The sequence below is a fragment of the Streptomyces sp. TLI_55 genome, assembly GCF_900206255.1.
GTDB classification, from domain to species: Bacteria; Actinomycetota; Actinomycetes; order Streptomycetales; family Streptomycetaceae; genus Streptomyces; species Streptomyces aquilus.
The window spans coordinates 6,987,555-7,001,558 of record NZ_OAOJ01000001.1; the positions used below are offsets into that span (position 1 = coordinate 6,987,555).

Consider the following 14,004-nt stretch of genomic DNA (forward strand, 5'->3'; position numbering starts at 1 on the left):
TCCCCCGACTCACCCAAGGAACAAGGGAGTTCCCGTGAAGAACGCAGGAGAACTGTCGCGGCGTCAGATCCTGGCCGCCGCCGGCTTCATCGGTCTCGCCGGCCTCACCGGCTGCGGCAGCGGCGACGACGGCGGCGACGGCAAGGACCTCTCGAAGAAGCAGGACGGCGCGATGAAGGAGTACCGCGCCGGGCAGCAGTTCAAGGCCGCCAAGCCGCTGTCCTTCTCGATGCTGCACAACGACAACCCGGTCTACCCGTACAAGAGCAACTGGCTGTTCTGGAAGGAGGTCACCCGGCGCACCGGTGTCACCCTGAAGCCCCTCGACGTCCCGCTCGCCGACTACGAGAAGAAGCGCAGCGTCCTGATCGGCGCGGGCGACGCCCCTTTCCTGATCCCCAAGACGTACCACCCGGGCGAGGTCGCCTTCGTGTCCTCCGGCGCGATCCTGCCGGTGAGTGAGTACGTGCACCTCATGCCCAACTACCAGGACAAGGTGAAGAAGTGGAAGCTCGAGCCCGAGCTCGACTCCATCCGCCAGTCCGACGGCGAGTACTACCTGCTGCCCGGCCTGCACGAGAAGCCCAAGGCCAACTACTCCCTCTCCTTCCGCACGGACGTCCTCGACAGGCTCGGCCTCGCCCTGCCCGGCACCTGGGACGAGGTCTACTCGGTTCTGAAGGCGCTCAAGACGGAGTACCCCGACAAGTACCCGTGGACCGACCGCTGGAGCGTCAACACCCCCTTTCCCTGCGGGGCGTTGTTCCAGTACCTCGGCCAGGCGTACGGGGTGAAGGCGGGCTGGGCGTACGACAACATCAGCTTCGACACTCAGGCGCAGAAGTTCGTTTTCACCGCCACGCAGGACAACTACCGGGCGATGATCGAGTACTTGAGAAAGATCGTCGCCGAGAAGCTGCTCGACCCGGAGAGCTTCACCCAGCAGGACGACCAGGCGCTGCAGAAGCTGCTGGCCGAGAAGTCGTACGTCATCAGCGCCAACCCGCAGGAGCTGGTGCAGAACTACCGCTACAACCTGGAGAAGCAGGTCAAGGGCGCGAAGATCGAGATGGTCCCGGTGCCGCTCGGCCCCGCCGGACCCGTCGTCCTCGGCGGGGTCCGGCTGGAGAACGGGATCATGGTCTCCAGCAAGGCCCTCAAGAGTGACAGCTTCGTCGCGATGATGCAGTTCGTGGACTGGCTCTGGTACTCGGACGAGGGCCAGAAGCTGTCGAAGTGGGGTGTCCGGGGCGTCACTTACACCGAGTCCAGCGGCACCTACCAGCTGAAGCCCGGCATCTCCCTCATGGGCTCCGACCCGGACGCCCCGAAGGACCTCCAGAAGGACTTCGGCTTCTTCAACGGCGTCTTCACCTACGGCGGCAGCTGGGAGCTGGTCTCCTCCACCTTCGGCCCGGACGAGAAGAAGTTCCAGGACGCGATGTCCCAGCGGAAGGAACTGCCCATCGACCCGGCTCACCCCCTTCAGTCCGTGGAGCAGGAACAGGCGACCCTCTGGGACACCCCGCTCAAGGACCACGCCATCCAGAGCACCCTGAAGTTCGTCCTCGGCAAGCGGCCGATGTCCGAATGGGACGACTACGTCACCGAGTTGAAGGCGAAGAACGTCCAGCAGCTCGTCGACCTGCACAACAAGGCGTACGACCGGTTCAAGAAGGAGAACGGATGATCCACGTCCCCGCCGAACCGACCGGCGTACTCTCCGACGCCTGGCGCCACTGCGTCGGCACCGGTCGCATCGAACTCGCCCTGCGCCGCGACTACCAGGACTCGCTGCGGCTGCTCCAGGACGAGATCGGCTTCCGGTACATCCGCGGTCACGGCCTGCTGAGCGACGGCATGGCGGTCCACCGGCCCTACGAGTGGCAGGGCACCCGGCACGTCCACCACTCGTTCACCTACGTCGACCAGGTCGTCGACGCCTACCTCGACCTCGGCATCCGGCCGTTCGTCGAACTGGGCTTCATGCCGGAGGAGTTGGCGTCGGGTGAGCAGACGGTCTTCTGGTGGAAGAGCAATGTCACCCCACCCCGGTCCTACGAGGAGTGGGCGGACCTGGTCCGGGCGACCGTCGCCCACCTCGTCGACCGCTACGGCCTCGACGAGGTGCGCACCTGGCCCATCGAGGTGTGGAACGAGCCCAACCTGTCCATCTTCTGGGAGAACGCGGACGAACAGGAGTATCACCGGCTGTACGAGGTGACGGCGGCCGCGGTGAAGGACGTCGACGCCGGGTTGCAGGTCGGCGGCCCGTCGCTCTCGCCCGGCGCGGACGACTGGCTGGGCCGCTTCGCCGAGTTCGCCGAACGCCGGGACGTGCCCGTCGACTTCGTGTCCAAGCACGCCTACACCTCGGGCCCGGCGGACCACGTGCCCTTCGGCACGTATCAGACGCTGGAACCCGCACAGGACCTGCTGGACCAGTTCGCCACGCCCCGGGACCTGCTGAAAGGCACCCGCCTCGGCGGACTGCCCGTCCACATCACGGAGTTCAACTCCTCCTACCGCCCCGACAACCCCGTCCACGACACCGCCTTCCACGCCGCCTACCTGGCCCCCGTCCTCGCGCACGGCGGCGACCACGTCGACTCCTTCTCCTACTGGACGTTCAGCGACATGTTCGAGGAGGCCGGTCCGCCGACCGCGCTCTTCCACGGCGGCTTCGGACTGCTCACCCACCGGCAGGTGAAGAAGCCGACGTACCACCTGTACGCGTTCATGGCCCGCATGGGCACCCACCTGCTCGCCCGCGGCGACGACCACCTGGTCACCCGGCATGCGGACGGCCGTGTCACCGTCCTCGCCTGGGCACCGGTCGACGCGAGCGGGCAGACACCGGGGCCGGAGCGGCACCGGCTGAAGCTGTCGGTGCCTCTGAACGCCGCGGGGGAGGCCTTCGTACGACGGTCCAGCGTGGACGAGGAGCACGGCAACGCCCGCACGGCGTGGCAGCGGATGGGCAGCCCCCGGTCGCCGCGCCCGCACCAGCTCGACGTACTCCACGAGGCGGCCGAGCCCGGTCGACGGCATCTGCGGCTGCCGGTGGCGGACGGCCGGGTGGAGCTGGACCTGACGCTGAGCCGTCACGAGGTGACCTTGGTCGAGGTCAGCGCGGTCGTGGACGAGGCCCCCGCGTGGGCGGACGAGCGCCGACTGCTCGGCAGGGACCCGCGATGACCCCCCGGACGGATCCGCGATGAGCGCACCGTCGTCCGCCGCCTTCGGCGCCGGCTCCCTCTCCCGCGCCGCCGCCCTCATCCACACCCTCCTCACGGTCGAGGCCCTGCTGCTGGCCGCCGCGAGCCCCGGCCTCGCGGGCCTGCTCCTGCTGGGCGCCGATCCGTCGAACCTCCCCCTGGCCGCCGTATGCCTGCTCCCGCTCGGCCCGGCCGCCTCCGCCGCCGTCTACGCCCTCCACCACCGCGCCCGCGACCTCACCGACCTCCACCCGGCCCGCGCCTACCGGCGCGGCTGGCGGCTCAACGTGCTCCCCGCGCTGCGGCTGTGGGCGCCGCTGCTGGCCTGGCTCACGGTCATCGCGTTCACGCTCACCCACTTCGCCGCGTCCGGGCTGCCCCGCTGGTGGGCGGTGCTGCTCGGCGCGATCGGGGCCGGTTCGCTGCTCTGGGGAGCGCACGCACTCGTCCTGACCTCCCTGTTCAGCTTCCGCACCCGCGACACCGCCCGCCTCGCCGCGTACTTCCTCTTCCGGCACGGCCGCGCCACCCTCGCCGCCGGCTCGCTGCTCGTCCTGACCGCCGCCGGGACCGCCCTGCTGACCGAGGCCCTGCCCGCCCTGCTGGCCACCCCGCTGCTGCTGTCCCTGCTGCACGGCAGCCGCGCGGTGATCGCCGAGACCGAGAGGGACTTCACCGCATGACCGGGAAGACGGGCGTGGTCGTGCTGCGCCTGCTCAGTTGATGACGACGACACGTGCCCAGGACGGCGGGGTGTCCGGGACGTAGTCCGGGTCGTGCTCGCTCACGCCCCGCGCGGGACGCGGGAAGAGTCCGACGACGGTCCGGCAGGGCGGGGCCTCGGACGGCCAGGGGGTCTGGCCGTCCGTCAGCGCGACGATCACGTCCGGGCGGGGTCGGGAACGCAGTGCCCGGGTGAAGCCGGAGCGCAGGTCCGTGCCCCCGCCGCCGATCAGTTCGATGTCCTCGGCGCGGCAGAGCGGGGCGGCGAGCCCGGCCGCCGCGTCGCAGGAGATCACCGAGACCAGGTCGCGCCGGCCGCCCACGGCCCGTGCGATAGCCGCCACTTCCAGCAGCGCGCTGCCCAGTTCGGCATCGCTCACCGAACCGGAGGTGTCGATCACCACGCACACCCGGGGCGGGGTGCGGCGCAGACTCGGCAGCAGCACGCCGGGGACGGCGGCCGAGCGGCGGGACGGACGACGGTACGTGTGGTTCTCGCCCGCCCCCGGCGCACCCGCCGCCGCGCGGATCGCCGAGCCCAGCAACTGCCGCCACGGCTGCGGCGGATGGAACGCCTCGTCGGCCCAGCGCCGCCAGCCCTCCGGAGCCTCACCCGGCCGCCCCTTGATCCCCTCGGCGACCCGGAAGCGCACCGCGTCGCGCTGCTGCCGGGTCAGCCCGTTCGCCCCGTCGGCGCCCAGCTCCCACGACCGCGCCTGGCCGTCGGCGCCGCTGCCGCAGTCCAGCCAGGCCAGGTCGGCGGCGAGCCCGGACATCGACGACGTCCGCAGGTACTCCTCCATGAGGAGGCCGTCGTCCAGGCCCAGCAGCGACGGCAGGACCGCGCCGAGGGGGCGGGGCAGGCCGTCGCCGTAGATGTCGTCGTTGATCTCGAAGTCGGCGGCGATGTTGCGGCGCAGCCTCTCGCCGGGACCGAACTCCTCGTTCTCCCGCGCGTAGCGCTCGCCCCGGCCGTGGTGGTCCCGGAGCAGATGGGACACCTCGTGCACCCAGACGCCGGCCAGCTCCTCCACCGGCAGGCGAGCCACGAAGGCGGGGGACACATAGCACCGCCAGTGCGCGTCGACCGCCATCGTCGGCACGGACCGGTCCTCGACGATGTGGAGCGCGAAGAGGGCGACGGCGAGGTAGGGGCGGACCTTGACGGCATGCAGGCGAGCGGCGAGCAACTTCTCCATGTCCAGAGCGAGTTGTGGTTCCCCTGGCCTCTCTGGTTCTCCGGGTGGTTGCGGCAGCGTGGCCCGCACCGGGCGCGGCGGGGGAGGAGGCGACATGGGGCGCGGTACGGGGCGCGGCGCGGCCCCCGTCGTAGGGCGAGGTGCGCCGCCCCCTCGGCGCGCATCGCGCACACCCCCCGTCATCGACCCACCCCCAGCCCGGCCTCCACCCGCTCCACCGACCGTTCCGCCCGGTCGGCGATGCCGACCACCTTGGCCAGCCGTTCCACCGCCGCCGGCACCTCCCACTCGTCGCGCCGCAGCCCGGCCAGGGCCTTGGCCGGCGCGACCAGCAGATCCGGGGCGCCGGTCTCCATGGCCCGGACCAGCACCGCCCAGCCCGCCTCCCAGCGCTCCCGTTCCGGCCGGGCGCCGACCGCCGCGACCACCGCCTCCAGCGCGGCCTGCCGCAGATCGCCGCGCTCGGGCAGCTCGGCGGTCGGCGGGTCGGCCAGCAGTGACTCCGGGTCCGGGAGGTCCATCCGGTCGAGGTGGGCGAGCAGTTCGAGGCCCGGCCCGTCACCCACCGCGCCCCGCACCAGCAGCGCCAGCACCTCACGGGAGACGTCGGCCGCCGTACCGAAGGCCAGCAGGGTCAGTGCCGTCTCCCAGCTGCGTGGCGAGGGCCAGGCTCCACCGCGCCGCGTCTCGGTGCTCGGGAGCCGGTGGATCAGCGTCGGCCGGGCGTGCAGGAAGCCGCAGACCGCGCGCCGCGCGAACGCCACCGCCTCCGCCAGCCGCTCCGGCTCAAGGCGGGGCAGTTCGGCCCGGGGCCACACCCCGCCGAGGCCGCGCACCACCACGTCCCGGTCGTGCACCCAGTACAGGTGCACGAACCGGTTGGCCAGCGGCGGGCTCAGCTCCCAGCCGTCCGCCGCCGACGCGCGCGGATTCGCGGCGGCCACGATCCTTACCCCCGGCGGCAGTTGGAGCGCGCCGACCCTGCGCTCCAGCACGACCCGCAGCAGCGCGGCCTGCACGGCCGGGGTGGCGGTGGACAGTTCGTCGAGGAAGAGCAGCCCCCGCCCGGCCCGGACCAGCTCCACGGCCCACTGCGGCGGAGCCATCGGCACCCCCTGCACGGCGGGGTCGTCGCCGACGATGGGCAGCCCGGAGAAGTCGGTCGGTTCGTGAACGCTGGCGATCACGGTCGTCAGCGGCAGGTCGAGGGATTCGGCGAGCTGCGTCAGCGCCGCGGTCTTGCCGATACCGGGCTCGCCCCACAGCAGCACGGGCAGGTCGGCGGCGACGGCGAGGGTGAGCGCTTCGAGCTGGTCGTCGGGGCGGGGCTCGGTGCTGGTGGTGCGGAGCAGCTTCAGCAGGTCGTCGGCGAGGGCGAGTTGGGGGTTGGCGGGCAGGAGGGCGTGCGAAGTCATGGGCATCACCTGAGGGGTGTGAGAGGTCCCGAACGGGACCCGGACAAAGGGGAGTTGGGGTCAGACCGCGATACGCGGCCGAGTGCGGCCGTTCCGCTTGCGGCGCATCTCATGAGGGATTCGACGGTCGAGCCGTGGACGGCGCCCCTCCGCGGCCACTCCTGCGGCGGGGTGCTCGGGGACCAGCCCAGAGCGGTAGAGGCCGTGGTCGATACGGCGGGCCGCGGCCGACTCCAGCTCCTCCCGGAGCGGACCGTCACGCAGCACCGCACCGGGGCCGAGCAGCCCCTCGACGACGGCCAACGCCCCGACGACGTCGCCGTGGCCGAGGCGCTCCCGCACCGCCGGCAGCTCCTCCGGATTCCGGTGCACGGCGTCGATCGCGCGAAGACAGGGCAGGGGTGGTCCGCCGAGCGCCACCAGCAGTTCCTCGCGGCGCAGTTGGGCCGGGTCGTGATCGACCGCAGTGAGCACGCCGTCCCGCAGCGCGATCCGGTGCACCTCGCCCCGGCACTCCACGCGATGCGGATCGCGCACCTCGGCGACGGGGGCGACCGTCTCCATCGCTGGGCCGTGCGCCGCCAACGCGGCGGCGACCAGCGGATGCAGCCGGTCGACCGGTACCAGCCCGGCCCGCACCAGCTCCAGATCCGGCAGCACCCGGGCCGCCGCCTCCGGCAGCACCGGCAGCGCCGCGACCTCCTGCGGAGGCGGCTCCTTGCGCAGCGGCCGGACCGTCGGCACATGACTGTCGTCGGGCGCGACGAGTTCCAGCACGGCACGACTGCGCGGACCGAGCCGCACGGTGAAGGCCCCACGGGGAAGACCGTCGGCGCGAAACAGCACCTCGGCCTCGCGGGCCCAACGAGCCCTGGCCCACGAGGAGTTGTCGGCACAGCGCGGCACATCGCAGCGCGCCGCCAGCTCGCCACTGCTCCCCGCATCCCACAGATGCCGGTGCAGATCGAACCGGAAACGCCGGTCGGGATACGGATGCGGATGATGTCCGGGATCGCTGCCCCCGGACTCCTCCCACACCGCGAGCGCCATCCGCTGCCCGGCGTCCGCCCAGGCCGGCGGCGTCCGCACCACCAACTGGAGCGGTACGGCGCCCCGGTAGCGGGCGAGCGTGAGTGTCAGGCCCGGCCGGAGCCGCCCGTCGGGGGCGATCCGGGGCATGTGCCAGCGCAGCAGATCCGGCGCCAACCGGCGCAGATCCGCACGGAGTCGAGCGGTGACTTCGGTGCCGTGGCGACGGCGCACGGCGCGCAGATCGAGATCGACGTCGACCCGGGCGGCAGCACAGGCGCCCGCCCAGTCACCGGCGGTACGCCGGACCGTCGAGGTCTCGATCATGGACAGTGGCACGGCGTACTCACGCACGCGCTGCCACATCAACAGGCGGGGTGGAATCTCCTTCGCGAGGTGGGCTGTCATCAGCACTCACCTGTAGCGAACGAGTCCCCCAATCCGAACGAGGAGAAGTTCTTCATCGGCGGCATCATAAGCACGCCGCTCAAGATCTGTCAGTAAATAGTCCGCCCGTGCCGGTCGGGGACCCCGGACTTCCGGAAGAAGTAGCTGTTGATCTGGTCCCGCCACTCACGCGCGCTGCGCAGCTGCTCCTCGAACAGCTCGGCCACCCGCGCATGCCGCACCGGATCGACGACCCCCGCCAGCGCGTCCCACTCCCGCCGGGCCTCCGCCACCTCGTCCACGCCCTCGAAGTGCGTGTCGTAGATGTGCTGGATCACGGTCTTCCCGCTCTTCAGCACATGCCCGTACGGCACATGATGGAAGAACAGCAGCAGCTCGTCCGGGCAGGACGCGACCGTCTCGTACACCTCGGACCACCGCTTGCCGTACTGCCCCGCGTACCCGGTGCCGGACGCCACACTGCGATCCACGCCCACCCCGTCCCGGTCGGCGAAGTGGTAGGTCCCCCACGGGCTGTACTCGTACCCGTCCACGCTCGGCCCGTAGTGATGCCCGGGCTGCACCATGAAGCCCACTCCGAGGGGAGCGGTGTACTTCTCGTACGTCCGCCACGAACCCGCCATGACCGCCCGCACGCCCGCCGTGGCCTGTGCCCCCAAGGTGAGCCCGATCCACTCGTCGAGGAGCTCCCCGGCGTCCGCGTCCGGCCGCCAGGCCAGCCGCCCGAAGGTGTAGAGATTGGCCTGCGCCAGCGGATGCCCGGTCCAGAACGGGTCGTCGCCGACGTTCGACACGGCGACGAGCCCGCCGCGCGCCAACTCCCCGACGGAGGAGCCCTCTTCCGGCTCGAACCGCAGCACCTCGCTCCACATCGGCCCCAGCCAGCACACATGCCGCTGCTGCCCGGTGTACTCCTGCGTGGCCTGCACCTCCACCGCGAGCCGCGTCCCCGGCATCGCACCGATCAGCGGTGACACGGGCTCCCGCACCTGGAAGTCCATCGGCCCGTGCTTCACCTGGAGCACGGCGTTCGCCGCGAACTCCCCGTCCAGCGGCGTGAAATGGTCGTACGCGGCCCGCGCCCGGTCGGTCGTGCGGTCCCGCCAGTCCTGGTGGTGGTCGTAGACGAACGCCCGCCAGTGCACGGTGCCGCCGTACGGCTCCAGCGCGGCGGCCAGCAGGTTCGCCCCGTCGGCGTGACTGCGGCCGTACGCGAACGGGCCGGGCTGGCCCTCCGAGTCGGCCTTCACCACGTACCCGCCGAAGTCGGGGATCGCCTCGTACACCCGTGCGGTCGCCGCCGCCCACCACGCCCGCACCTGCGGATCGAGCGGATCGGCGGTGGCGAGCCCGCCGAGCACGATCGGCGCCGCGAAGGTGACCGACAGATGGGTCCGGATGCCGTAGGCCCTGAACACCCCTGCCAGCGCTGCGACTTCATCGATCCGGTCGGTCAGCAGCCGCGCTTCGGTCTCGTGCACATTGACGTTGTTCACGGCCACGGCGTTGATCCCGCAGGACGCCAGCAGCCTGCCGTACGCGGCCACCCGGTCCAGATCGCCGCGCGCCCGCCCGTCCTCCCAGAACAGCGAGCCGCCCGCATAACCCCGCTCCACCTGGCCCATGACCGGGTGCACGGCCACGTTGTCCCAGTGGTCCAGCATGCGCAGGCCCACCGCCGGCCGATGGCTCTCCCGCACCGGCTCGCCGCGGAACGCCTCCTCGCCGAGCCGGACGACATGGAAGAAGCCGTACAGCAGCCCGCGCGCACCGGACGCGGTGACGGTGGCACGTCCGGCGCCGCGCTCGTACGTGAACCCCTCGGAGTCGTCGGGGCCCAAGGAGCCGTCGAGCTCCAACAGCAGCTCGTGCGGCCCGGGTTCGCGCGAGACACCGCCCCCGTAGCGCGCGCACGCAGCCGTCAGCTCCCCGTGGACCGTGTCCACCAGGGGGCCCGAGCCGCGGATCACCGTCCGCCGGGTGCCGACCGGCCGGAACACCTCGTCCGGCAGCCAGGCCGGATCGACACCCCGCATGATTCCTCCAACAGCCCTGCTCAGCCGAGCAGTTCGAGTTCCGACACCACCGCCGCACCGTCGAGCACCAGGCGGTACTTCCCGTACGTACCCGGAGACCCCACGGTGAACGCCCGTGTCTGCCGGTCCCAGGCGAAGGACTCCCCGGACCGCCGGTCGAGCGTCTCCCACGTGGTGCCGTCTTTCGACCCCTGGAGCGTCCAGCCGGTCGGCGCCTTCGTGCGGTCCCCGGCCGAAGTCACCGTGTACTGCACGCCCTTGACCGTTCCGGACACCGGAAGGTCCACCGAGGTCACGGAGGCCTCGGTCGCCGACGTGTCGTCGAACAGCGCCCCTTCGCCCTTGAGGACGTCGCTCCGCGGGCTCGGCACCTTGTCGTCCTGCGTGATCGACACGGGCGCCGAGTCCTTGCCCCACGTCGACGGCCGCGGACCCATGTCGAAGTCGAGCACCGCCCCCTTCGAGAGCAGCGTGTGCGGGAGCGAAGTCGAGGACCAGGAACGCCCGTTGACCCGCAGGCCCTGCACGTACACATTCCGGTCGCTGTTCTTCGGCGCCCGCACCACCAGGTCCTCGCCGTTCTCCAGATGGACGGTCGCCTTGGTGAACAGCGGCGACCCGACGGCGTATTCGCCGCTCCCCATCACCAGCGGGTAGAAGCCCAGCGCGGAGAACAGGTACCAGGCCGACTGCTCGCCGTTGTCCTCGTCGCCGTGGTAGCCCTGCCCGATGTCGCTGCCGACGTACAGCCGCGACAGCACCTCGCGGACGTTGCGCTGGGTCTTCCACGGCTGACCGGCCGCGTCGTACATGTAGTTCACGTGGTGCGCGACCTGGTTGGAGTGCCCGTACATACCCATCCGCACATCCCGCGCCTCGGTCATCTCATGGATGACCCCGCCGTAGGAGCCGACGAAGTCGGGGGAGGCGGTCTCCGGGGTGGCGAAGTACGTGTCGAGCCTGTCCGCCAGCCCGGCCCGGCCGCCGTACAGGTTGGCGAGACCGCGGGAGTCCTGCGGGGCGGTGAAGGCGTACCCGTATCCGTTGGTCTCGGTGTAGTCGTAACCCCAGACCCGCGGGTCGTACGCCGAGGACTCGACACGCCAGTTCCCCGCGAGGTCGCGGCCCTGGAAGAAGCCGGCCTTCGGGTCGAAGAGCCGCACGTATTCCTGCGCCCGGTTGAGGAAGTACGCGGACTCCTCCGCGTACCGCTTCTCACCCGTCTTCTCGTACAGCGCCCGGCCCATCCGCGCGATGCCGTAGTCGTTGAGGTAGCCCTCCAGCGCCCAGGACAGGCCCTCGTGCGTCTCGGTGCTCGTGTAGCCGAGGAAGGGCGAGGTCTCCATGCCCTTGCGGCCCACGCCCGACATCGGCGGCACGACCGTGGCGTTCTTCACGGCCGCGTCGTACGCCGCCCCGGCGTCGAAGTCGACGCCCTTGACGTAGGCGTCGGCGAAGGCGACGTCCGAGGAGGTGCCGGTCATCAGGTCGGCGTAGCCGGGGGAGGACCAGCGCGAGGTCCAGCCGCCGTCCTTGTACTGCTGCACGAACCCGTCGACCAGCTCACCCGCCTGACCGGGCGTCAGGAGCGAGTACGCCGGCCAGGTGGTCCGGTACGTGTCCCAGAAGCCGTTGTTGACGTACACCTTGCCGTCGACGATCTTCGCACCGGTGTGCGTCGGCGTGTCGGGTCCCGGCATGGGGGAGAAGGGGGAAGCGTACTTGTACTCCGAACCCACCTTCTCGAAGCCCGAGTTGGGGTACAGGTACAGCCGGTACAGGCTGGCGTACAGCGTCGTCAGCTGGTCCGGCGTCGCGCCCTCGACCTCCACCCTGCCGAGCAGCCGGTCCCACTGCCGCTGCGCCCGGTCCCGTACGGTCTCGAAGGCGGTACCGTCCGGAATCTCCTGCCGCAGGTTGTCCTTCGCCTGGTCGAGGCTGATGAGCGAGGTCGCCAGCCGCAGGGTGACCGTCGGGGCGTCGAACCGCAGGTATCCCTTCACCCCCTGCGACGCGCCCTCCGTCACCGGCTGGTCGAAGACGCCGTAGACGAACAGCCGCGTCGCGCCCGTGGACAGCCCCGACTTCACGTCCGAGTAGCCGGTGATCACCCCCGCCGCCTTGTCGAGCGTCAGCCCCGCCTGATCGGTGACGTTGTCGAAGAGGACGCTCGCGTCGTCGCCCGGGTAGCTGAAGCGAAGCACCGCCGCATGATCGGTCGGCGCCATCTCCGCCTTCACCCCGTTCTCGAACCGCACCCCGTAGTAGTACGGCCGCGCGGTCTCGTTCTCGTGCCGGAAGGCCAGCTCCCGCGCCTCCCGGCCGGTGTCCGGGACGCCGGGGGCCGCCGACGGCATCACCTGGAACGTCTGCCGGTCACCCATCCAGGGGCTCGGCTCGTGACTCGCGCTGAACGCCTGGATCGTCGGCAGGTTGTCGTCGTTGTTGCCCCGCGCGTAGTCGTACAGCCAGCTCAGCGAGCCCGCGTTGGTCACCGGCGTCCAGAAGTTGAAGCCGTGCGGCACGGCCGTCGCCGGGAAGTTGTTGCCGCGCGAGAAGCCGCCGCTGGAGTTGGTGCCGCGGGTCGTCAGCGCGTAGTCGGACAGATGGGCCTTCGGCCGCTCCGGCGCGACCGGCTCGATCCGCACGTCGTCCAGCCAGCCGCGGAACCTCGCAGGACCGCGCGGGGAGTCGTACGCCACCAGGATCCGGTCGACGGTCTTCCCGGCCGCGACCGACCCGATCCGCGAGGCCACGCTGTTCCACTGGTTGACGTACAGCACCTTCGCGGCCCCCTGGGCCCGCGGCGACAGCCCGAACCCGTGCTGGTCCGTCGCTCCGAGCCCGCTCAGATAGGTGCCGTCGGTGAAGGCCAGGTCCACCGCCACGTTCGTGGCGTCGTAGTCCCGGTCGCCGTCCGCCATCGACGGGAAGACGCGGTAGGACAGCCGGGTGTCCGGGCCGACGGCGACGTTCACGTCGTAGACCTTGTTGTACGAGTACGCCCGCCCGTCCGCCGTGTGCCGCCCCGCGTACCGCAGCGCCCGCTTCCCGGTGAACCCGGCGCGGGCCTTCGCCGTCGGTGAGCCGCTCGGGCCGCGGTCGACCAGCGACAGCATGTCCTGCGGGACCGGCCCGGCGCCGCCGCCCGTGGACAGCTGCACGTCGGCGAGCTGGAGGATGCCCTCGGCGCCGTGGTTGGCCGTGATCTCCAGACGGAAGTGCGCGTACTCGGCCGGCTCCGCGAGGTCGTACGACTTCGTCTGGAACCGTTCGTCGAACGTCTGGCCGGAGCGGGTGTCGAGGGTCTTCCAGTCCTTGCCGTCCGCCGAGCCCTGAAGGGTCCAGTCCTTCGGGTCGCGCTCGGCGTAGTCGTTGGCCGAGGTGAGGGCATATGTGGCGATGCGGTACGACTTGTCCAGGTCGAACTCGGCCCAGCCGGTGGGGGCGAAGGTCAGCCACTTGGTGACCGCCTCGCCGTCGGCGAGGTTCTCCTTCACCTCGCCGCCGCCCGTGTTCTCGGCGCTCGCGCGGACGTCCGTGACGTGGTCGGTGACATTGCCCGGGATGCCGCTGCCGTAGCCGCCGTCGACACCGGAGGCGCGCTCCGGGGTGTTCAGCCAGTCCGGTGCGGGGTCGTCCGCCTCGAAGGAGGAGGCGAATGCCCGGTCGGCGGCAGCCGGGGCCTCCGGCAGGGCGGCGGCCTGAGGGCCGGCCGCCAGAACGAGAGCCACCGCTGTGACCATGGTCGAACACCGTCTGTGCCGCATGGACCCACACGCTCCCTGCATGTCGTGGACAACGTTGTCGACTTCGATGCGCAAGGATCAGTTGTGGTCCAAGTGGTGAACGATGTCAAGGGTGTTGGGTGTGGCGTTCGGGCGCATAGTCGGTGGTTTTTCCATCGCTCGGTGCACAGCCCGCACATATTTCCGGGAGGTCTCAACTCGGAAAAGACCCATGGCCAACCTTGCAT

At 71.0% G+C, this 14,004-nt stretch carries 8 protein-coding genes; 3 read left to right on the top strand and 5 right to left on the bottom strand.

Annotated features, from left to right (window positions below):
* Window positions 1–34 precede the first annotated feature (34 nt).
* The 3 genes from CRP56_RS32190 to CRP56_RS32200 are packed head-to-tail and all read left to right on the top strand — an operon-like array spanning window position 35 to window position 3,901.
* Window positions 35–1,690 carry an ABC transporter substrate-binding protein gene (locus tag CRP56_RS32190; RefSeq protein WP_097269943.1) on the top strand — a complete coding sequence of 552 codons (1,656 nt, stop codon included), beginning with the start codon at window positions 35–37 and terminating at the stop codon, window positions 1,688–1,690.
* Window positions 1,687–3,198, top strand: coding sequence for a GH39 family glycosyl hydrolase (locus CRP56_RS32195; protein WP_097269945.1), 1,512 nt, complete (start codon window positions 1,687–1,689; stop codon window positions 3,196–3,198). Before CRP56_RS32190 ends, CRP56_RS32195 begins: the two co-directional genes overlap by 4 nt.
* 19 nt (window positions 3,199–3,217) lie before the next feature.
* Complete coding sequence (locus CRP56_RS32200; RefSeq protein WP_097269948.1) at window positions 3,218–3,901, top strand: hypothetical protein; 684 nt, start codon at window positions 3,218–3,220, stop codon at window positions 3,899–3,901.
* Between the two features lie 33 nt (window positions 3,902–3,934).
* Here the strand turns inward: CRP56_RS32200 and CRP56_RS32205 are convergent, their stop codons facing one another.
* The 5 genes from CRP56_RS32205 to CRP56_RS32225 all read right to left on the bottom strand — a co-directional run bounded on the left by CRP56_RS32205 (window position 3,935) and on the right by CRP56_RS32225 (window position 13,774).
* Complete coding sequence (locus tag CRP56_RS32205) at window positions 3,935–5,140, bottom strand: vWA domain-containing protein (RefSeq protein WP_097269950.1); 1,206 nt, start codon at window positions 5,138–5,140, stop codon at window positions 3,935–3,937.
* Between the two features lie 179 nt (window positions 5,141–5,319).
* Window positions 5,320–6,555: an AAA family ATPase gene (locus tag CRP56_RS32210; RefSeq protein WP_097269952.1), complete on the bottom strand. Its 1,236-nt coding sequence runs from the start codon at window positions 6,553–6,555 to the stop codon at window positions 5,320–5,322.
* A gap of 60 nt (window positions 6,556–6,615) precedes the next feature.
* The gene (locus CRP56_RS32215) at window positions 6,616–7,992 is read right to left on the bottom strand and encodes a hypothetical protein (protein WP_097269954.1); all 1,377 of its coding nucleotides are present in this window, start codon (window positions 7,990–7,992) and stop codon (window positions 6,616–6,618) included.
* Between the two features lie 89 nt (window positions 7,993–8,081).
* The gene (locus CRP56_RS32220) at window positions 8,082–10,028 is read right to left on the bottom strand and encodes an alpha-glucuronidase (RefSeq protein ID WP_097269957.1); all 1,947 of its coding nucleotides are present in this window, start codon (window positions 10,026–10,028) and stop codon (window positions 8,082–8,084) included.
* A 20-nt stretch (window positions 10,029–10,048) separates the two neighbouring features.
* Complete coding sequence (locus CRP56_RS32225) at window positions 10,049–13,774, bottom strand: GH92 family glycosyl hydrolase (protein ID WP_257041300.1); 3,726 nt, start codon at window positions 13,772–13,774, stop codon at window positions 10,049–10,051.
* Window positions 13,775–14,004: the final 230 nt, after the last annotated feature.